This is a genomic window from Nesterenkonia sp. K-15-9-6 (assembly GCF_052656005.1).
Window position 1 is genome coordinate 152,726 of the sequence record NZ_JBQYEY010000001.1, and the last position, 19,409, is coordinate 172,134.

Genomic DNA, 19,409 nt, shown 5'->3' on the forward strand with positions numbered 1-19,409 from the left:
CCACAGTCCGCCGCCACCTCCGACCCCGGACGCCGCAGGATGCGGCTCGGGCTCATGGGTGGGACCTTCGACCCCATCCACCACGGTCACCTGGTGGCTGCCAGCGAAGTCGCCAGCGAGTTCGAGCTCGACGAGGTCATCTTCGTCCCGACCGGCCAGCCTTGGCAGAAGGCGGAACGTGATGTCACCGCACCGGAGCACCGGTACCTGCTCACTGTGATCGCCACGGCGGCCAACCCCCGGTTCACCGTGTCGCGGGTGGACATCGATCGCGGAGGACCGACCTTCACGATCGACACGCTCCGGGATTTCCGCCACCTCTATCCCGAGGCGGATCTGTTCTTCATCACCGGGGCGGATGCGATGGCACAGATCATGTCCTGGAAGGACGTCGACGAGCTGTGGGAGCTGGCACACTTCGTGTCCGTCACTCGGCCTGGCTACGTCTCCGAGGACTTCGGGCGCACCGATCACATCTCGCTCATGGAGATCCCGGCGATGGCGATCTCCTCCACCGACTGCCGAGAACGGGTCCGGGACGGCAAACCGGTCTGGTATCTGGTGCCGGACGGGGTGGTGCAGTACATCGCGAAGCACAGGCTGTACCAGGATCTCTCCAGTGCAGACGAGTCGTCTGTCACGTCCGGCGAGGCGGCCACGGGCGAGGACGACTCCCGGCATAGCATGGACGAAATCCCGCAACCCCGGACGACACACAGTCCGCAGGAGGCTACGACATGAGTGCAGAGAACCCCGAGCAGGGCGACGGCGGCGATCTCCGCGCCCGCTATCTGCCCGTGTCCCGGAAGGAGCTGCGCCGTCGTCGTGAGGCTGAGCTGGCCGCCCAGCAGGCCGACGGGCGTCCCTCGGGGACCCAGGACGGCGGCTCCGTCGACACGCCTTCTGACGAAGATTCTCAGCCGACGCCCCCGGCTGGGCCGGTCTCTGCCGCCGTCGTGCTCGACGAACAGACCCAGACGGCGAGCACGCCCGTGGTGAGTCCCCACGACCAGGCAGACGCCGCGGTGCTCGATGCTGACGATGACGAGGCGGTTGCCGGCAGCGAGGATGCCGCCGGTGAGGACGGCGCGGCTGACGACAGTCAGGGCGTCGAGGACGTTGCGGCAGAGGTCACCGACGTGACGTTGCCGGCGGTTCGGGAGGAAGACGCAGCCCACGACCTGGCCGACAGCGAGGACCTGGCGGACAGCGAGGGCCTGGTGGATGTGGATGCCGCGGAGACCGGAACTCTTGAGGTGGTCCCCGTTCCCCCTTCCGAGGACGGCGACCAGGCTGAGGCATCGGACGCCGACGATCTCGACGATGACGACGGCGATGACGACGACGGGGATGACGACGGCGATGACTTCGACGGCGACGATCTCGAGGACGCCGACGACGTCGGCCTCGGAGCCGGCGACCCCGGCGGTGAGACGGCCGACGCGGGTCTGCCTGAGGACGAGGCAGATGATGCCGACGACGTGGACGACGACGCAGATGACGCGGACGACGACGAGGCGGACGGCGGGGAGGACTCCGAGGATTCGCCGGAGGAGACGGCACCCGTGCCCGCGTCGCGCAAGGCACGGCGCCTGCTGAGAGAGACCGGCAGCCTCCAGGCGCTGACCGATGACAAGCTGCAGGAGATCGACCAGCTGACGGCAGCGATCGCGACGCAGTCGGCCCAGGACCCGCATCGGGTGGATCCTGAGCTGCTGAAGAAGCAGCAGGCACTCGCTGCCAAGGCCATGCAGGCCAACCAGGAGCGCCGTCGTCGGGAGATCGAGGAGGAGGAGCGTGACCGCCGACGTCGTCGTCGGGAGCGGCCTGAGTCTGAGGTCATCACCCGCAAGGCGCTCCGCGCCTACGCCACCTCGGACGACCAGGAGTACGTGGACGTCCCCACCGGGGAGATCGACCCGATCGAGGCCAGTGGCGCCCACGGCCTCGAACTTGACGACATGGTGGAACAGACCACCCGGCAGGCCTCCCGGCAGGCCCTGCTTCTCTGGCTGGTGATCATCCTGGCAGCATTGCTGCTGATCGCCGTCGGCGTCGTCCTGTTCACCGTTCTCTGACACGACCACACCACACTTCGGCGGGGATCTGCCGACAACTGAGGAGCTTCGACTCGACGTGACCATCTCTGATGCGGTCCTGACCGAACTGCGCACAGCCGCCGCCGCGGCTGCGGACAAGCTTGCCACAGACATCGTGGGCCTCGACGTGGGGGAGAGGCTGGGCATCACCGACGCCTTCCTCCTCTGCTCGGCGCCGTCAGAGCGTCAGATCGGGTCGATCGTGGATGAGATCGAGCGTCAGCTGCGTGAGCAGCACGACTCCGCGCCGCTGCGCCGGGAGGGACGGGGGTCCGGCACGTGGGTGCTTCTCGACTATGGGCATCTCGTGGTCCATGTGCAGCACGAAGAGGAGCGCGTCCTGTACGGGCTGGATCGTCTCTACGCGGATGTGGACCGGGTGGATCTGCACCTGCCAGAGGCCGGACCAGCCGCAGCGGGCGAGTGATCGCCCCAGGTCAGGAGCCGATGGCGATGTGGCGAGCGCCACGTCATCCCGATTTGCATCGGCACTGGGCAGATGAGTAAAGTATAGGAGTCGCCACGGCGGCGGAGAGAAAAACATACGGGGGTATGGCGCAGCTGGTAGCGCGTCTGCATGGCATGCAGAAGGTCACGGGTTCGAGTCCCGTTACCTCCACCGATAGATGAATTACCCAGAGATGCCTCGTCAGATGACGGGGCATTTCTGCGTCTGGAGATGATCCGCTCCCAGAGGGGCGCAGGCGGGCTCACCCCGCGGCGGCGCTCGCCTCCTCGATCCGCACCTCAAGTCCGTCGAGCACCAGGTCGAGGCCGTGGATGAACTCTCTCCTCTCGGTGACCTGCGTCGGCTCGTCCGTCTCGGGGAAGACGCTCGAGGCGAGCATCTCGGCCACCTGGGGGAAGCGGTCCGCTGTGACGAGCTGCGTCAGCGCCGACCCGTACTCGTGCTCGGCCTCAGCCTGGGCCTGACCTGCGGGGCGGCCGTCGTGGAGGTCCTGCATGAGCAGGATGGACTGCCGCACGAAACCGCTGAGCAGAGTGATCGCGCGGATCTTCTCGCGCCACGTCAGCCGGGTCGCGGCCAGGGGTTCGAGGCCACGTTCCAGCCAGGCGATCTGATGCGGGCCTGAGGGCGCGCGATGCACCGGGATCCGAGGGATCCATGGGCGCCGGACGTACAGGTCCCAGAGGTCAAGCGCCCATTGGCGCAGGCCGGGGCGCCATCCGGCAGGGGGTGCCGACGTGCCGGGCAGTTCGCTCGCGGCATCCATCATCAGGTGGAGCAGATCCTCTTTGGAGCCGATGTGCCGGTACAGCGACATGGCCGTGACGCCCAGCTGGTCGGAGATGCGGGGCAGAGTCACGGCATCCAGGCCTGACGTGTCAGCCAGCTCCACCGCCGTCGTGATCACCGTCTCGAGATCCAGTCTCGGCTTGCGTCCCTGGCGCGCCTGGCTCGCAGGGAGCCGCCACTGGCGGCGCATGAGGTCAGGCACGGTGCTGTCGTTCATGGTCCCGATCCGGTGGCTGGTCCGCCCGATGGCTTCGGGCGCGTCCCAGGATACCTGAGGCCATTTAGTATACGAGATATAGTTTAGCTGTTATAGTTCCCGCATGGCCCCAGAATCTCCCCAGACGGCGCGCAGCGCCACACACCAGAGGCTGCATGACGTCGACGCCCTGCGCGGCTTCGCCCTGCTCGGCATCTTCGTCGTCAACATCACCTTCATGGCATCGGCCTACTCGGGGAACCTGGTGGACGACCCGTCGTTCTCGTCGCCGGTCGACCACATCGCACGCTTCCTCGTCGCGGTGCTGTTCTCGATGAAGTTCTACCTCCTGTTCTCCTTCCTCTTCGGCTACAGCTTCGTCCTCCAGATGGAGGCGTCCCGACGAGCGGGGAAGGCCTTCGTCCCGCGGATGCTGCGCAGGATCCTCGGCCTCTTCCTGCTCGGGGTCGGGCATATCGTGGTGCTGTACGGCGGAGATGTGCTGACCACATACGCCGTGGTGGGTCTGATCCTGGTGGCCATGCACCGCGTGAGAGACGTCGTCGCGCTCCGCGCCGCCGGGGCGATCTACGCCTTCGTGCTGCTGTCCCTGATCATGAGTGCTCTGTTCATCGATCGCTCGACGTTCATGCCCGAAGAGGCTCAGCGGTTGACCATCGCCGCGGAGCAGACTCAGCTCCTGCTGGGCGGTCCCGCCGACGTTGTGGCGCACCACCTCAGCGGACTCGATCTGCTGGTGGTGCAGGCGGCATCACTCCAGGGACCCACTGCCCTGGCGATGTTCCTCCTCGGGATGGTCGCGGCACGGCGCGGCCTGTTCACCGCGCTGAGCGAACGCCCTCGTCTGCTGCGGCAGGCCCAGGTCGTCGGTTTCCCGGTGGGCCTCGGCGGAGGCATCGTCTACGCCCTCTTGGGCGCCGACAGCAACACAGTCGCCGTCGCCGTGAGCGTCGCGACGGCGCCGTTCCTGACCGCCGCCTACGTGTCGACCCTGGTGCAGCTCATGCACCGGGCGGCCTGGATCCGCGAGGCGTTCGCACCGGTCGGTCGGATCGCGCTGTCGAACTATCTGGCGCAGTCGGTGGTCGGCGTCCTCCTGTTCACCGGAGTCGGACTCGGGCTGGCCGGCCGAGTGTCGCCGCCGCTGCTGATCCTGACGGCCTGCATCGTGTTCGCCGGGTCCGTCGTGGCGAGCCGATGGTGGCTGCGGCGCCACCGATACGGACCCGCGGAGCATCTTCTTCGCTGGTTCACGAACTGGAGCCGCCCGAGCAGTCCGCGAGCGACCAGACCGCTGACACGCTGAAGGAGCCGTTCCGTCATGGATGTGATCACCGCGAAGACCACGGGCGAATGGGAGCGCTGGCTCGAGGCCCATCATGACACCGCACCGGAGGTGTGGATCCTGATCGGCAAGCGGGCCTCCGGCATCCCCTCGATCCAGCCGGAGGAGGCGACCGAAGCGGCCCTGTGCTTCGGATGGATCGACAGTCACCGGCGCGCCGTCGACGACAAGACTTATCTGCAGCGCTACTCGCCCCGTCGTCGTGGAAGCCGTTGGTCATCGCGCAACGTCGCCCTGGCGGAGAGACTCATCGCTGAGGACCGCATGCGGCCAGCAGGGCTGGTCGAGTACCAGAAGAGGAGGCCGCCCGATCCCTGAACGCCTCGGAGAGCCGCGGCCCCACAGACGACCGAAAGGAACACCATGCTCCACGGATTCACCACCATCACCTTCTACGTCGACGACGTCGCAGGCGCCGCGAGCTGGTACCGAGAAGTGCTGGGCATCGAGCCCTATTTCGTCCGACCGTCGAGGGAGGACCCGGCCTACGTGGAATTTCGGGTCGGCGACCAGGATGCCGAACTTGGCCTGATCAGCAGTCAGTACCGTCCCGGAGGTCATGGAGAGGCCCGTCCAGCGGGAGCGGTCATGTACTGGCATGTGGATGATGTCTCCGGCGCGGTCGGGCGCCTCCTCGAGCTCGGCGCCACGGAGCTCGAACCTCCGACGCCACGGGGCACCGAAGGGTGGGAGACCGCCCAGGTGGCCGACCCGTTCGGCAACATCCTCGGCCTCATGTACAGTCCACACTTCCTCGAGCTGCGGGATCGCCGAGCAGCCGAGAGCTCGCGGGACTGACCTTCAGGCATCGGCTCCTCGGCTGCTCGCAGGGACCGTGGCGTGTGACGACCGGATTATGTCCTGCGGAAGGACTAGAGTTGACCTCGGCGGCCGGATCGATCGCGCCGCCACATGTCGTCGACACCGCACAGGAGCACACGTGGACCACAGGATTCTGGGCAGGACTCGTCGGGAGGTCTCAGCCATCGGCCTGGGGACTTGGCAGCTGGGAGCGGACTGGGGCGATGTGGAGGACTCCGCCGCCCTGGCCGTCCTGGATGAGGCCGCCGAGTCCGGGGTGACCTTCTTCGACACTGCAGACGTCTACGGGGACGGGCGCAGCGAGACCCTCATCGGGCGCTGGCTCCAGCAGAATCCGGCATGGGACGGAACCGTCGCCACGAAGATGATCCGCAGGGCGCCTGAGCCCGACCTCGCTCACGCCACCTACGACAACTTCCGTGCATGGACGGACCGTTCCCGCCGCAACCTCGGAGTGGACACCCTGGACCTGGTCCAGCTGCACTGTCCCACCAGCGACGTCATCGCCTCCGATGCGGTCTATGAAGCCCTCGACCGCCTCGTCGAAGACGGTGCGATCGCTTCCTACGGCGTCAGCGTGGAGACCTGCCGGCAGGCCCTCGACGCGATCGCGCGGCCCCACGTGGCGACAGTGCAGATCATTCTCAACGCTTTCCGGCGCAAGCCCCTGGATGAGGTGCTGCCCGCCGCTCAGTCCGCCGGCGTCGGGATCATCGCTCGGGTTCCTCTGGCCAGTGGGCTCCTCAGCGGCCGCTACACCACCGAGACCGTCTTCGCGGAGAACGACCATCGCAGCTTCAACCGCGGCGGGGAGGCGTTCGACGTCGGGGAGACGTTCTCCGGGGTGGACTATGCGGCCGGCGTGGAAGCAGCCGCGACGTTCTCGGAGCTGGCCCGCGGCGTCGGCCTCGAGCCGGCGACCGCCGCGCTGGCCTGGGTCGCTCAGCAGGAGGGCGTGAGCACTGTGATCCCGGGTGCCCGTTCCACGGAGCAGGCTCGGGCCAATGCCGCCGCCGGAGAGGTCGAGCCGCTGTCTCAGGAGTTCCTGGACGCCGTCCGGGACCTCTACGACACGACGTTCCGGGAGGTCATCCACCCCCGCTGGTGACGGTGGCGGTGGGGCGGATTCAGCGTCTCCAGGCGGAGAACGTGCTCTCCAGCGCACCGTGGAGCTCTCGGTGCATCCGCCGCCGATGCTGATGCTCAGCCACCAGGGGAGAGGGGCGCGTCGGCACCTCCGACGATGTCGCCGCAGCGGCTCCTGCCGTGGGTGAGTCCTCCCCAGCGTCCTGAGCGGGGCGCGACTGGTCCGCCAGCGGTCGGATCTGGTGCCGATGGAGCACGGTCTCGGCCGCTGCGCGGGCCGCGTGGCGTGCCGCGGCGTCCTCGCCCCCGCGGACGTGCAGGACGTCCATTCCGGTGGCGTCCGCCAGGAGCTGTCGCCACACTCTGCTGGAGGCTCCTCCGCCCACCGTCGGCAACGTGGGTTGGCGCAGGTTCAGCTCGTCGACGCCGCAGGCCAGGGAATAGGCGACGCCACCGAGGACCGCCAGATAGAGGTCGACCGCGGTCGTCTCCGGAGTGATCCCCACGAACGCTCCGCGGGCCGCCGCGTCTCTGACCGGGTAGCGTTCCCCGGTCAGAGACGGCAGGCAGAGGGGGCGCGGCGCCAAGACGCCGAGTCGGGTGGCCGCAGCCTCGTCGGCCTCCTGCGGGGTGGCTCCCGCCAGGAGCTCTCGGCGCGCCCATTCGGCCACGGTCCCGGCAGACTGCACCGCCACGATCCTCAGGTCCGCGTCACCGGAGAGGGCCAGGCGATGTATGGGCGAAGCCGTGTCCGCCGGGCGTCCCACGTCGTGATCACCGGTGACGGCGGCGATCCACCCGGAGCCGCCCAGGGAGGCGTAACCCCGGCCGGGGGAGTCCCCGCTCACCCCGTCGGTCGAGGCGCCGGCGTCGCCCAGCCCCAGCACCACCGGTGTGTCCGCGGCCAGTCCGAGCTCGGCCGCGTCCTCGGAACGGAGGCGGCAGGCCACGCTGCCTGGCCCGACGAGAGAGGGGAGGAGGTCCGGCAGGCCTGCGGCCAGGCGCGCTGACCGGCTGCGGCTCTGCAGCGCCCGGAGTCCGCCGGTCCACCAGCGGCGGGACTTCAGCTCGAGCAGCCCTGTGGTGGAAGCGGTGGTGGGGTCGGTCAGCGCCGGCGCGCCGAGGCGGCGGGCGATGGCTGCGGCCGGCCCGAAGACGACGTCGGCGGCGTCCTCGAGGACATGGGGTCGGTGACGGTCCAGCCAGAGCAGCTTCGGCATCAGTCCGCTGGCGTCCTGGAGGCTGCCGCTGCGTGCCGCCCAGTCGGGAAGGTCTCCCGCCAGCTCGTCGAACTCCTCGTGGGCGCGGACGTCCGAGTAGAGGATCGCCGGGGCCACGGGCAGGCCTGCCGCATCGAGGAGGACCACGTCCTGCATCTGGCCGGTGAGGCCGATGGCGACGACGCGCTCGGCCAGGCCGGGGCGCGTCACGGCGGCGGCGATCACCGCGCGGAAGGCGTCCCACCAGTGCTCGGGATCCTGCTCCGTCATCACGTCCCCAGACGCGGACGGAGGGTGCGCAGTCGGGTAGTCCTCGCGGTGGGAGGACCGATGCCGACCCTGCTGATCGACCACCACGAGTTTCACTCCGGAGGTGCCGAAGTCCACTCCGACGATGAGGGCGTCCTGGAGGCTGTGCATCCGCATCAGCGTATCGGGTGGGAGGTGCGCACTGGAATCACCGGGCCGCGGGAGGCTGACCTGGGCGACCGCTGGTGGCTACGGTGGCGGCGGTGCCCCGTGCCGTCTGCCCAGCCGTCAGGAGATCCATGACTGAGCCCAGATTCACCAATTGGTCCGGCAGCGTGTCATGCAGCCCCGCCCGGTGGCTGCGCCCCGTCGGCGTGGACGAGTTGGCGGAGACCGTCGCCGAGACGGCGGCCCACGGGGGCACTGTGCGTCCTGTGGGATCCGGACATTCCTCCATGCCGCTGATGAGCACCGAGGACGTGCTCGTCAGCCTGGACGACTTCTCCGGGGTCTGCGGCGCCGACGTCGACTCGGGCCGGGCCACGGTGCTGCCGGGCACGGGGCTTGCCGAGCTCGGGGCGCAGCTGGCCGTACACGGAGTCGCGTTGGAGAACCTCGGGGATGTGGACTACCAGGCCATCGCGGGTGCCGTCGGGACGGGGACGCACGGTTCCGGCGTGCGGCTGGGCAACCTGTCCTCGACGGTGGTGGGCGGAGAGCTCATCGACGGTCGGGGAGAGGCCGTCGCCTTCGGCGAGGATGCCGGCGGCGACACCGACGACCCCCTGCTGCGAGCCGCTCAGGTCTCCCTCGGCGCCTTGGGGGTCCTCACCCGCCTGACCCTGCGCGTCGAACCTGCCTATCAGTTGCACCGGGTCAATGTGATGACGCACGTGGACTGGGTGCTGGAGAACTTCGACGCGCTCATCGCGGCGCACCGCAGCGTCGACTTCTACTGGTATCCGCGCAGCGATCTGGCCCAGGTGCGCATGCTGAACATCCCGGGCCATGAGCCGGACCCCGACCAGCCGGGGGCTGTCCCGCCCGGGACTGTGAAGACCGAGGAGACGGGGCCGTCCTACGGGATCATCCCGAATGCCCGCGATCTGCGGTTCGAGGAGATGGAGTACATGCTCCCGCTAGACGCGTCGTTGGAGGCGTTCCGGCGCGTTCGGGAGCGCGTGAAGGCCCGTCATCGGGCACGCGTGGGCTGGCGGATCCTGGTCCGGACGGTCGCACCGGACCGGGCGATGATCAGCAACGCGCAGCGACGCCCCACGATGACCATCGCTCTGCTGCAGAACGCCACGTTGGATCACCAGGCGTATTTCGCGGACATGGAGCCGCTCCTGCGAGCCTTCGGAGGACGGCCCCACTGGGGGAAGAAGCATTCGCTCCGAGCCCCGGAGCTGCGAGAGCTCTATCCAGAATGGGAGGACTTCCTGGAGGTGCGAGACCGGATGGACCCGGAACGCGTCTTCCTCAACGACCATCTGGGAGAGATCTTCGGCGTGGAGACCCACGGAGGACGTCCTCGACGACAGGAGACAGGATGAGGCACTCACCCCCTGGAGGAGATGCCGCCGCAGGACCCGGCCACCGTCGGTGGGCGTTCTCCGCCGGGTGGATCCCGCCGGAGAGCACCGGGCACGAACCGGAGTTCACCAGCCGAGACGTGCTGTGTCTGCTCAACGCCGAGGCGGCTGACGCCTGTGTGGAGGTCACGGTCCACCACGCCGCACGCGAGCCGGTGGGGCCCTACCGGATCAGGGTGGGCGCCGGCCGGGTCACCCATGTGCGGATCAATGACCTCATCGACCCCGAGGCCGTCCCGCTGGGGGAGCCTTATGGCCTCTGCCTGGTGAGCGACGTTCCGGTGGTCGCCCAGCTGGCGCATCTCGACAGCCGCAGGGGCGGTCTGAGCACGGCGGTGACCACCGGAGTCCCTGGCGACTGAGGTCTGGCCGCTTCGACGGGCTCCGGTGCGGGCACGTGCCCGCCGAGCTCGCCTGCGCCGCGGCCGAGGCGAGTCGTCCCGCCGGGAGGGTGAGCGGTCGCAGATCAGTGGTCGCGCAGGGCCGAGATCAGTTCGTCCTTGGTCATGTCGGAGTAGCCGGTGATGCCGAGCTCCTGGGCGCGGTCCCGCAGCTGATCGACGGTGCGGTCCTCATAGTTCGATGACTTCCCGCCCTTCTCACCGACTTCGCTGCGGCCCTCGTCCGCCGCCTGGTTGGCGATGCGTGCAGCCTTCTCCTTGGACTCGCCCTCATCGCGCAGCCGCTCGTAGAGCTCTTCGTCCTTGATGCTGTCGCGGGCCATCTCAGAACCCCTTTCCACCGGTCACCGGGATCACGGAGCCGGACACATAGGATGCTTCCTCACTGGCCAGGTACACATAGGCGCCGGCCAGCTCGGCCGGCTGTCCGGGCCGACCCAGGGGAGTGTCCTGTCCGAACTGTTCGACGGCGTCGTCGGGGAACCCGGTCGCCGGGATGAGCGGAGTCCAGATGGGCCCCGGCGCCACCGCGTTGACGCGGATGCCCTTCTCGCCGAGCTCCAGCGCCAGGGCTTCCGTGAAGGCGACCTGTGCCGCCTTCGTCATCGCATAGTCGAAGAGCGGGGGCTTCGGGCCGACCGCCTGGATCGAGGTGGTCGTGATGATCGAGGCCCCTGGCTTCAGATGCGGCACAGCTTCGCGGGTCATCACCACATGGGCGAGCAGGTTCGTGTCGAAGACGCGGCGCACCTCCTCAGTAGGCACGGTGTCGATGCCGTCACGTTGCCGCTGGTAGGCCGCGTTGAGGATGAGGACGTCGAGCCCGCCCAGGTCCTCCACGGCACGTACGACGACGTCGACCGCGTTCTGCTCATCAGTGATGTCGGCAGGGTAGGAGAAGGCATTCCGACCCGCGCTCTCGATGAGTCGGCGGGTCTGTGCGGCGTCCTCGGCCTCCTCGGGAAGGTGGACGAAGGCGACGTCGGCGCCCTCCCGGGCGTAGGCGATCGCCACCGCCCGGCCGATGCCGGAGTCTCCTCCGGTGATCAGGGCCTTCTTCCCGGTGAGCCGACCGTGGCCGACCCAGCTCTCCTCGCCGTGGTCCGGCGTGGGCGCCGTCGGGCCGGTCAGTCCCGGCTGGTCCTCCTGCTGCTGGGCGGGGAGCTCGTCCCCACGGTGCTTGGTGCGTGGGTCCTGCTGGGTGTCGTGATGGGGGTGATGCGATGTCACCGGAAGTCTCCCTTCTGTCAGCTCTCTGGCGCGCGTCAGCGGGATCCTGCACTCACCAACCTACGCCGTCGGCCTCCGCAGTCAACGGGGTGGGGACGTATTGTGAGGGAACTCCCAGGAAATCAGCAGAAAGTACTGGGGAGCGGGCCACCGAGACTCCAGCGGGACAGGTGCGGGGCACGGACAGGGTCCGTGACCAAGATGTCGAGGAGCTCAGGCCCGGCCGGGGCGCCGGATCAGGCTGGTCAGTGCGCGACGTCCCAGGAGAAAGACGGCCAGGGTCACGGTGGTGACCAGGACGAAGGACACCGGTGCACCGCCCAGCCCCAGCAGGACGCGCAGCAGCATGCCCAGGGCCACCGTCACTCCGAGCACCACGACGCCGTCGGGCCAGATCCGAGACGGCCGACGCCACGTCCGGACCAGGGTCGAGGCGAGCGCCCAGGCGAGGAGGAACGGGAAGGCGGTGGAGAGGATGTCGAGCAGGCCCAGGCCGCTCACATGTTTGCGGTTCCCCAGCGCCGCGAACAGCGTGATCAAGAGCGCGTCCGCTGCGAGGAGCCACGCGGCGTGCCGCGGAGCGGGCGCTGGTGCGGTTCGGACGGGGCCGGGGGTGATGTCAGAGTCGTCGGCGGTCTTCATCGCAGCCCAGCTTAGACCGTCCTTCCTGGAGGTTGTACCGCAATTTACAACCCCTCAAGGGTGTTCCTGTAGATACAATCTGCTAAGGTTGTGCACATGATCATCATGACGCTCGACCAGAAGGACTCGCGGCGGCAGCCCGATCTGGTGAACCGAGTCGTCGCGGAGCTGGATGCGATGGCCGGACCGCATCTGGTGCGCCGATTCCAGCGCACCGCCGGGGACGAGGTGCAGGGAGTGCTGGACGACGCGCAGACGGTGTTGGAGATCGCCCTCGCCGTGGCGCGCACCGAGCAGTGGAGCACCGGCATCGGCATCGGGGCGGTGCGCACCCCGTTGCCTGAGGAGACGCGCGCAGGGAGCGGCCCCGCGTTCGAAGCGGCTCGCGACGCCGTCACCCGGGCCAAGCGGGCATCCGGGGGAGTGGCGCTCACAGCCTCCGACGCCGAGGCGGCGGAGCAGGCCGAGGCGCTGGTGCAGCTGCTCTGCGAACTTGAGCGTCGGCGCACGGACTCGAGCCAGGAGGCTGGGAAGCTCGTGGACGAGGGGCTCTCGCAGTCGGCCGCCGCGGAGGAGCTGGGCACAAGTCAGCAGGCGGTCTCCAGGCGCCTGCAGAGAGGGCTCTGGACAGAGACTCGCCGGGTCCTGTCGGTGGCTGCTGGCATCATGAAGGACATGGATGCCACCGATGGAGTCGATGCCACCGATGCCACCGATGCCACCGATGCCACCGATGCCGCTGACATCCCGGAGGATCGCGTCGGTGATGGGCGGCCGGAAGGGGAGGCATGATCCTCGTCGTCGTGATCCTGCTGCTCCTGTCGGCGGCCCCCGCCGCCGGCTCACTCCTCCCGCGGGTCGCGCGCCCACCTGTGGGTCTGATGAACCTCGCCGCGGCGGCTCAGCTGGCCCTGCTCGGAGCCGCCGCCCTGTGCGCCCTGCAGGTCTCGGACCTCGGGGACCCGTGGTGGCGTGCCGGACTGGTCATCGCCGCAGCGACGGCGGCCTGCCTCGGTGGCTCCGGCATCTCCACCGCAGTGCTGGACACGGCGACCCGTCACGATGCACGCCGCCGCCCGGACGTAGGGGCGGAATCCTCAGGTGACGCCTCCTGGGGTGCCGTCGCGCCGCGCAGCAGGCCGCTTCAGGACCTTGCCGAGGATGACCGTCCTGTCCTGCGAGGAGGTGCATGGATCGGCTTGCTCGAGCGCCTCGCGGTGGTCTCCACTCTGCTTGCATCCTGGCCGGAGGGGCTGGCTGTGGTGCTCGCGGTCAAGGGACTCGCGCGCTACTCCGAGCTGAAGCGGCCCAATGGGGCGGCGGAGAGATTCATCATCGGTACGTTCTGCTCTGTGCTGTGGGCGGCGGCCTGTGCCGGCGTGGCCGTACTCGGCCTGACGGGGTGATGGGAGCCGCGTGCGCATCACATCCTCATTGTGCAACCACATGTTGCATATCTGGCGACCCGGAGGTATGGTGAGCGCTATGCAACTTTAGGTTGCACATCCGGGGTCCGGATGTCGTCACTCGTCACAGGGAGCAGGCCATGGAAGACCGTAGGCAGGGCATCACAGAGCTCGAGCTGGGCACCATCACCCGAACCATGGAGATCGCCGCGCCGCCGGAGATCGTCTATGAGGTCCTCAGTACCCCCGGCCACCTCGTGAAGTGGTGGCCGGATGGGGCGGACTTCACGCCCCAGGCGGGGGAGACCGGCACACTCACCTTCGGTGAGACCAGCGCATGCGGTCATGCAGAGACAGTGCCGATGACCGTCGTGGAGGCGGATCCGCCGCAGCGCTTCGCGTTCCGCTGGGTCTATGACGCTGACGCATCCGCCGAACCTGGGAGCTCGCTGCTGGTGACCTTCGACATCCGGCCCGGCGAGGCTGAGCAGTCGAGTGTGGTCACCATGACCGAGGCCGGATTCCGGGAGCGTGGCTGGAGCGAGGCGTCCGTGCAGGCTGAGTACGAAGACCACGTGCACGGATGGACCACCTACCTGCCGCGCCTGACCAGCTATGCGGAGACGCTGGTGTCGGCGGCATGACGGCCACCTCTGAACGCAGCGGCGGCGAATCGTCCAGGATCGACGACACGCTGTGGGATGCCGTGGGGGATCCGACCCGCCGGGCTCTGATGGATGTGATGATCGCCGCGGGTCCGAGCAGCGCCACGAGGCTCAGCGAGCAGATGCCGGTGAGCCGACAGGCGGTGGCCAAACATCTGGCCGTCCTGGAGAGGGCCGGGCTCGTGGAGGCTCGCCAGGAGGGGCGAGAACGACGCTTCACTGTGGATCCGGAGCAGCTGTCCCGCGCGACGGCGCAGCTGCAGGATGTCGGGCGGCGCTGGGATGCACGACTCGACCGGATCCGCCTGCTCGCCGAGGAGATCCACCGATCGCGGGCGAACTGAGCATCCTGGAGTGCTCGCCTGAAGTGCTCACCTGGAGTGATCACCGGCCCGCTCCGGTGATCGCGGGGAAGGCGGCGGGCGCCGGACGGGGCAGGGGCCTCCGGGCATGGTACGGCCTCCTGAGGATGCCGCCCTCATCGGTAGATTGACATAATGTAGATTATCGGCGATTTGGCGTGATGTGGTTCTGCTCGATTCGGGCGCCGTCACGCCCACAGTCGATCTCCCGCAGTTGATCTCCCGTGACCTGGCCGTGGGTCTCAGGCGCGGTGCCGCAGGTCATGCCACCGGATACGCTCGGTGGCATGACCTGCTCGCCCCAGAGTTTCGACCAGATCGACCCGATGCGTGAAGACCGCTGGCCGCTGCGCTGCCCGTTGCACCTGTCAACTGCGCCGACCCCACTGACGGTGCTGACAGAGCTGAGAGAGGCGGACGAGTTGCATGCCAGGTCGCGCATCAGGGGGCTCACCTGCGCCGCAGGGCATCGCTTTGATGCGGCACGTCAGGGTTATGTCAATCTGCTGGTCGGCGCAGGATCTCGGGCCACACCCGACACGGCGGCGATGATCATGGCTCGCGAACGCATCCAGGATGCCGGGGTGTTCTCGGCGCTGACCTCGGCTCTCCGAGAGATCGCCGACATCAGGATGCCTCAATCGTCGAGGCCCGTGCTGCTGGACTGCGGGGCCGGGACCGGACATCACCTGCGGAGCCTGCTGGAGGGGCACCCTTCCGCCCGCGGCATCGCTCTGGACCTCTCCCCCGCCGGGCTGAAGCGTGCGGCGCGGCATCCCCGCACGCTCGCGCTGGCCTGGGACCTGTGGCGCGACCTGCCTCTGCAGAGCTCTTCGGTGGATCTGCTGCTGGACATCTTCGCTCCGCGGAACGTGGACGAGTATGCCCGCGTGCTGGCCCCCGGTGGGGCTGCCGTCGTCGTCACTCCGCGGCCGGGGCATCTGGCAGAGCTCGCTGACGGCGGACTGCTGGCCATGCGTCCCGACAAACATGCGGACCTCACGGCCCACATGGGGCGGCGCCTCGGAGATGCCGTGGAGCGCCGCAGGGTCCGCGCGCACGTGCCGGTGGCCGAGTCCACGGCGGTGGATCTGGTGATGATGGGCCCGGCCGGCCATCATCGTGAGGCCCCCGACGTGGCCGCCGCGGTGGCCGAGGCCGGTGTGCACGAGGTGACGGTGGACCTGGATGTGACCGTGTGGATCGCATGAGCCGGCGGGTTGTGCACAGTTCGGCTGTGATGGGGATGACGGGAGCACTGTCGTCAGGCAGAATGAGGAGCACAAGCGGCTCACCTGTGGGTTTTCTCTACGTACTGGATGCACGCACTGGATGAGTCGGCGACGAATCGGGGTCAGGAGGAGGCGATCGCATGATCGAATGGTTCGGCGAGAATCTGTGGGCGGCCTGGCTCTCCCTGACCTTCGTCCTCCTCGTGCTCGAGCTGCTGATGCTCGACCTGCTGTTTCTGATGCTGGCCGCGGGGGCGGCCGCCGCGACCACTGTCGCTCTGGCCGGAGGCCCTGGGTGGATGCAGGTGGTCATCGGGTCGGCGACGGCGCTGCTGATGCTCGGCGCAGTGCGCCCTGTCGCGCTTAAGCATCTGAAGAAGGGCTCCCAGGAGCAGCTCACCAATGTGGACCGGATGACAGGCATGGAGGCCCAGCCGCTGGAGACCGTCACCCGGGACGCCGGCCTGGCGGAGGTCGACGGCGACACCTGGACCGCGCGGGCGGCCGGCGACTTCCGCATCGAGCCCGGCATGGCCGCCGTCGTGGAGTCCGTGGACGGTGCCATCGTCTACCTGCGGCCCGCCGCAGGCATCGCCTGGGAGGACCCCGAACCCCGAGAAGCCTGACCGACGGCGCAGAGGCGACCGGTTCGGCAGGACCAGACCACCCCACCGAGAACCACACGAGGAACGGAAACCCCATGGATGTAGCACTTCTCTTCGTCCTTCTGGCGCTCATGGCGCTGGTCGTCATCATCCTGGTGCGCAGCGTGCGGATCATTCCGCAGGCCCGTGCCGGGATCGTGGAGCGCCTCGGCAAATACCAGCGCACGCAGGGGCCCGGACTGACCCTGCTGGTGCCATTCATCGACAGACTCGTCCCCCTGCTGGACATGCGTGAGCAGGTCGTCTCGTTCCCACCGCAGCCGGTGATCACCGAGGACAACCTGGTGGTCTCCATCGACACCGTGGTCTACTTCCAGATCACCGATCCGAAGGCCGCCACCTACGAGATCCAGAACTACATCCACGCCGTCCAGGAGCTCACCACCACGACGCTGCGCAACGTGGTCGGGGGCATGCACCTCGAAGCCGCGCTGACCTCCCGTGACACGATCAACGGTCAGCTCCGCGGTGAGCTGGACAAGGTCACAGGCCGCTGGGGCATCCGCGTGGCCCGAGTGGAGCTCAAGGCCATCGAGCCGCCCCTGTCCATCCAGGACTCCATGGAGAAGCAGATGCGTGCCGAGCGTGACCGGCGTGCCGCGATCCTCACGGCCGAGGGCACCAAGCAGTCGGCCGTGCTGACGGCCGAAGGTGAGCGTCAGGCGGCCATCCTTCAGGCCGAGGGTGAGGCGCAGGCCCGCATCCTGGCCGCCAACGCGGAGGCCCAGGCCATCGAGACCGTCTTCAACGCGGTCCACGACTCCGAGCCGGGCCCCGAGCTTCTCTCCTACCAGTACCTGCAGACCCTTCCGGAACTGGCCAAGGGAGACTCCAACACCATGTGGGTGATCCCCGGCGAGTTCGGAGACGCCCTCAAGGCGTTCTCCGGAACGTTCAGCGGCCAGGCCCAGTCCTCCGACGGGCGTTCTCCTGAGGAGCGCGAAGCTGAGCGTGCTGCCCGCGAGGAGCGACTGCGCGAGCGGCGCGAGCGCCGGGAGCGCGAGGCTCGTGAGCGCAAGGGCAAGCCGGCGATCTCCGACGCCATCGCGGACATGGCCTCCTCGGCCCGGTCCACCTCCGTCACCGACGAGCACCCCCACTATGAGGGCACCCAGGAGATCGAGGAGGAAGCACGGAAGGCACAGAGCGCCGGCTCAGGACGCCGCGCCTCGAGTGCGACGGAGGAGTCCAGCGCGGATGCGCTCAAGCGGGTGGCAGAGACGGCTCCCCCGGAGGCGGATCCGTCCATCGGCTCTGGCCGCGGCATCGGCGATGACTCCGGCCAGCGGTCGTTGCCGCAGAACCCGGAGCCCCCCGCCTACGACCCGTACCAGCAGCCCCAGCCGGGACAGCAGCCGCAGCCCGAGCCGGGCCACCCCCAGGGGCAGCAGCCGCCACGGCCTCAGCAGGGGCAGCAGCAGTGGCCGCCGCATCAGCCGGGTCAGCCGGGTCAGGGTCAGCCGGGAGGCCGGCCGCCGCGCCAGGGCTGAGCCGATCCTCGGCCCGGGGCCGACGGACGCCGGCGGGACTGAGCGGGTGCGTCGCGGAATAACCGCGCCGCACCCGCTGTTGGCCTGTGGGACAACGTGTGTCCCCGTCAGTGGAGGAGAATGCCGATGAGCGACCGCAGTCTGCGCGGAATGCGCCTGGGTGCGCAGTCGATGGAGACCGAGTCGGGTGTGGAGCCTGCTCCGCGTCAGGACGTCGAGTACGTGTGTGAGGACGGCGAGAAGATCACCGTCACCTTCGCCGCCGACGCGGAGGTCCCGGCCACCTGGACCTCGCCCACCGGCAAGGAGGGTGTCCTCGTTGACGGCACCAAGCCGGACGAGACCCCGGAGAAGCCCGTCCGTACGCACTGGGACATGCTTCTGGAGCGTCGTTCCGTGGAGGAGCTCGAGGACATCCTCACCGAGCGGCTCAGGAAGCTGCGCGAGCGCCGCGGCGAGAAGGTCTCCTGACCGGCTCACCCGCCTGAGCGGCTCGACTCACTGAGCAGCGACGTCAGAGGGCCCGTCACCACCAGGTGACGGGCCCTCTGACGTCGGGACGGGGTTCTCTCACGGACCGGGTCCTCTCACAGATCCCGGCCCTCACGCGGGAGGTTCAGCCCAGGCCCAGACGACCGGCCAGCGTCTGGGCGCGCGCGGCCAGGCCCCAGCGTGTGACGTTGAGCATCGCTTCCACCACGATGTCGGAGCTCATCTTCGAGGCACCCAGCGTGCGTTCCACGAAGGTGATCGGGACTTCCACGATGGTCTTGCGCTGCCGCGCCACACGGAAGGTCATGTCCACCTGGAACCCGTATCCGACCGACTCGATGCTGCCGAGGTCGACGTCCTCCAGCGTGGAACGACGGAAGACGCGGTAGCCGGCCGTGATGTCTCGCACGCCCAGACCCAGCATGGTGCGCGAGTACAGCGACCCGGCGCGCGAGATGAGCTCGCGGTGGAACGGCCAGTTGACCACGGCTCCCCCGGGCACCCAGCGCGAGCCGATCACGAGGTCGGCCTCGTCGATCTTCGCGATGAGGTCCGGCAGCTGCTCCGGCTGGTGGGAGCCGTCGGCGTCGAGCTCGATCAGCACGTCATAGCCCTGGTCGAGCCCCCAGCGGAACCCGGCGATGTAGGCGCCGCCCAGCCCGTTCTTCGCGCGCCGGTGCAGCACATGGATCTGGGGATCCTGGTGTCCCATCCGCTCGGCCAGCTGTCCGGTGCCGTCCGGGCTGTTGTCATCGACGACGAGCACGTCAGACTCAGGCACCGCGGCCCGCAGCCGCTGCACCGTGATCGGCAGAGCCTCGATCTCGTTGTAGGTCGGGATGATCGTCAGGATCTTCACGGGTGGCCTCGTGCCCCTTCTGTCTCGTGCGGTCTCATGCCGCGTCCCTGGCAGCCCTGGATGTCCGCTGGGAC

At 68.6% G+C, this 19,409-nt stretch carries 23 protein-coding genes and 1 tRNA gene; 18 read left to right on the forward strand and 6 right to left on the reverse strand.

What is annotated here, in order from left to right; all coding sequences use genetic code 11:
• Positions 1-54 precede the first annotated feature (54 nt).
• From nadD to SD455_RS00665, 4 genes are all read left to right on the forward strand, one after another.
• Complete coding sequence (nadD, locus tag SD455_RS00650; protein ID WP_070161606.1) at positions 55-741, forward strand: nicotinate-nucleotide adenylyltransferase; 687 nt, start codon at positions 55-57, stop codon at positions 739-741.
• Positions 738-2,078, forward strand: coding sequence for a hypothetical protein (locus tag SD455_RS00655; RefSeq protein WP_445506960.1), 1,341 nt, complete (start codon positions 738-740; stop codon positions 2,076-2,078). Before nadD ends, SD455_RS00655 begins: the two co-directional genes overlap by 4 nt.
• A gap of 58 nt (positions 2,079-2,136) precedes the next feature.
• Positions 2,137-2,526: a ribosome silencing factor gene (gene rsfS / locus SD455_RS00660; RefSeq protein ID WP_070161598.1), complete on the forward strand. Its 390-nt coding sequence runs from the start codon at positions 2,137-2,139 to the stop codon at positions 2,524-2,526.
• Between the two features lie 119 nt (positions 2,527-2,645).
• Positions 2,646-2,718: transfer RNA gene (locus SD455_RS00665), tRNA-Ala, on the forward strand.
• Between the two features lie 91 nt (positions 2,719-2,809).
• Here the strand turns inward: SD455_RS00665 and SD455_RS00670 are convergent.
• Positions 2,810-3,574, reverse strand: a complete 765-nt coding sequence (locus SD455_RS00670; protein ID WP_070161596.1) for a TetR/AcrR family transcriptional regulator — start codon at positions 3,572-3,574, stop codon at positions 2,810-2,812.
• 103 nt (positions 3,575-3,677) lie between these two features.
• Between SD455_RS00670 and SD455_RS00675 the strand changes: the two genes are divergently transcribed.
• The 4 genes from SD455_RS00675 (at position 3,678) to SD455_RS00690 (ending at position 6,849) form a co-directional block, all read left to right on the forward strand.
• Positions 3,678-4,880 carry a DUF418 domain-containing protein gene (locus SD455_RS00675; protein WP_070161594.1) on the forward strand — a complete coding sequence of 401 codons (1,203 nt, stop codon included), beginning with the start codon at positions 3,678-3,680 and terminating at the stop codon, positions 4,878-4,880.
• Between the two features lie 15 nt (positions 4,881-4,895).
• Entirely contained in the window at positions 4,896-5,237 is a 342-nt protein-coding gene (locus tag SD455_RS00680; protein ID WP_070161592.1) for a YdeI/OmpD-associated family protein, read from the forward strand.
• 45 nt (positions 5,238-5,282) lie between these two features.
• Positions 5,283-5,717: a VOC family protein gene (locus SD455_RS00685; RefSeq protein ID WP_070161591.1), complete on the forward strand. Its 435-nt coding sequence runs from the start codon at positions 5,283-5,285 to the stop codon at positions 5,715-5,717.
• 142 nt (positions 5,718-5,859) lie between these two features.
• The gene (locus SD455_RS00690) at positions 5,860-6,849 is read left to right on the forward strand and encodes an aldo/keto reductase (RefSeq protein ID WP_070161589.1); all 990 of its coding nucleotides are present in this window, start codon (positions 5,860-5,862) and stop codon (positions 6,847-6,849) included.
• Between the two features lie 19 nt (positions 6,850-6,868).
• Here SD455_RS00690 and SD455_RS00695 read toward each other — a convergent pair whose 3' ends face one another.
• Positions 6,869-8,467 carry an FGGY family carbohydrate kinase gene (locus tag SD455_RS00695; protein WP_070161587.1) on the reverse strand — a complete coding sequence of 533 codons (1,599 nt, stop codon included), beginning with the start codon at positions 8,465-8,467 and terminating at the stop codon, positions 6,869-6,871.
• Between the two features lie 128 nt (positions 8,468-8,595).
• Here SD455_RS00695 and SD455_RS00700 point away from each other — a divergent pair, with 128 nt between their 5' ends.
• Both SD455_RS00700 and SD455_RS00705 read left to right on the forward strand, forming a co-directional pair.
• Positions 8,596-9,852 (forward strand): D-arabinono-1,4-lactone oxidase, encoded by a 1,257-nt coding sequence (locus SD455_RS00700; RefSeq protein ID WP_445506961.1) that lies wholly within the window; start codon positions 8,596-8,598, stop codon positions 9,850-9,852.
• Positions 9,849-10,253 (forward strand): sensory rhodopsin transducer, encoded by a 405-nt coding sequence (locus SD455_RS00705; protein WP_070161583.1) that lies wholly within the window; start codon positions 9,849-9,851, stop codon positions 10,251-10,253. The genes SD455_RS00700 and SD455_RS00705 overlap by 4 nt, the downstream gene beginning before the upstream one ends.
• 104 nt (positions 10,254-10,357) lie before the next feature.
• On the opposite strand, the gene SD455_RS00710 is transcribed toward SD455_RS00705, so the two are convergent.
• From SD455_RS00710 to SD455_RS00720, 3 genes are all read right to left on the reverse strand, one after another.
• Entirely contained in the window at positions 10,358-10,615 is a 258-nt protein-coding gene (locus tag SD455_RS00710; RefSeq protein ID WP_070161581.1) for a DUF7218 family protein, read from the reverse strand.
• Between the two features lies 1 nt (position 10,616).
• The gene (locus tag SD455_RS00715; protein ID WP_139827535.1) at positions 10,617-11,522 is read right to left on the reverse strand and encodes an SDR family oxidoreductase; all 906 of its coding nucleotides are present in this window, start codon (positions 11,520-11,522) and stop codon (positions 10,617-10,619) included.
• Positions 11,523-11,735: 213 nt separating this feature from the next.
• Positions 11,736-12,164, reverse strand: coding sequence for a DUF3054 domain-containing protein (locus tag SD455_RS00720; protein WP_445506962.1), 429 nt, complete (start codon positions 12,162-12,164; stop codon positions 11,736-11,738).
• A gap of 96 nt (positions 12,165-12,260) precedes the next feature.
• Between SD455_RS00720 and SD455_RS00725 the strand changes: the two genes are divergently transcribed.
• From SD455_RS00725 to SD455_RS00760, 8 genes are all read left to right on the forward strand, one after another.
• Entirely contained in the window at positions 12,261-12,956 is a 696-nt protein-coding gene (locus SD455_RS00725; RefSeq protein WP_070161577.1) for a SatD family protein, read from the forward strand.
• Complete coding sequence (locus SD455_RS00730; protein ID WP_445506963.1) at positions 12,953-13,570, forward strand: hypothetical protein; 618 nt, start codon at positions 12,953-12,955, stop codon at positions 13,568-13,570. Before SD455_RS00725 ends, SD455_RS00730 begins: the two co-directional genes overlap by 4 nt.
• A 140-nt stretch (positions 13,571-13,710) precedes the next feature.
• Positions 13,711-14,214, forward strand: a complete 504-nt coding sequence (locus tag SD455_RS00735) for an SRPBCC domain-containing protein (protein WP_445506964.1) — start codon at positions 13,711-13,713, stop codon at positions 14,212-14,214.
• Positions 14,211-14,579 carry an ArsR/SmtB family transcription factor gene (locus SD455_RS00740; protein ID WP_070161571.1) on the forward strand — a complete coding sequence of 123 codons (369 nt, stop codon included), beginning with the start codon at positions 14,211-14,213 and terminating at the stop codon, positions 14,577-14,579. Before SD455_RS00735 ends, SD455_RS00740 begins: the two co-directional genes overlap by 4 nt.
• 305 nt (positions 14,580-14,884) lie before the next feature.
• On the forward strand, positions 14,885-15,808 hold the full coding sequence (locus SD455_RS00745; protein ID WP_445506965.1) for a methyltransferase domain-containing protein: 924 nt from the start codon (positions 14,885-14,887) through the stop codon (positions 15,806-15,808).
• 161 nt (positions 15,809-15,969) lie between these two features.
• The gene (locus SD455_RS00750) at positions 15,970-16,455 is read left to right on the forward strand and encodes an NfeD family protein (protein ID WP_070161568.1); all 486 of its coding nucleotides are present in this window, start codon (positions 15,970-15,972) and stop codon (positions 16,453-16,455) included.
• 74 nt (positions 16,456-16,529) lie between these two features.
• The gene (locus SD455_RS00755; RefSeq protein ID WP_083277683.1) at positions 16,530-17,984 is read left to right on the forward strand and encodes an SPFH domain-containing protein; all 1,455 of its coding nucleotides are present in this window, start codon (positions 16,530-16,532) and stop codon (positions 17,982-17,984) included.
• Positions 17,985-18,110: 126 nt separating this feature from the next.
• Positions 18,111-18,455, forward strand: coding sequence for an RNA polymerase-binding protein RbpA (locus SD455_RS00760; protein ID WP_070161566.1), 345 nt, complete (start codon positions 18,111-18,113; stop codon positions 18,453-18,455).
• A 145-nt stretch (positions 18,456-18,600) separates the two neighbouring features.
• Here SD455_RS00760 and SD455_RS00765 read toward each other — a convergent pair whose 3' ends face one another.
• On the reverse strand, positions 18,601-19,335 hold the full coding sequence (locus SD455_RS00765; RefSeq protein WP_311024316.1) for a polyprenol monophosphomannose synthase: 735 nt from the start codon (positions 19,333-19,335) through the stop codon (positions 18,601-18,603).
• Between the last annotated feature and the right edge of the window lie 74 nt (positions 19,336-19,409).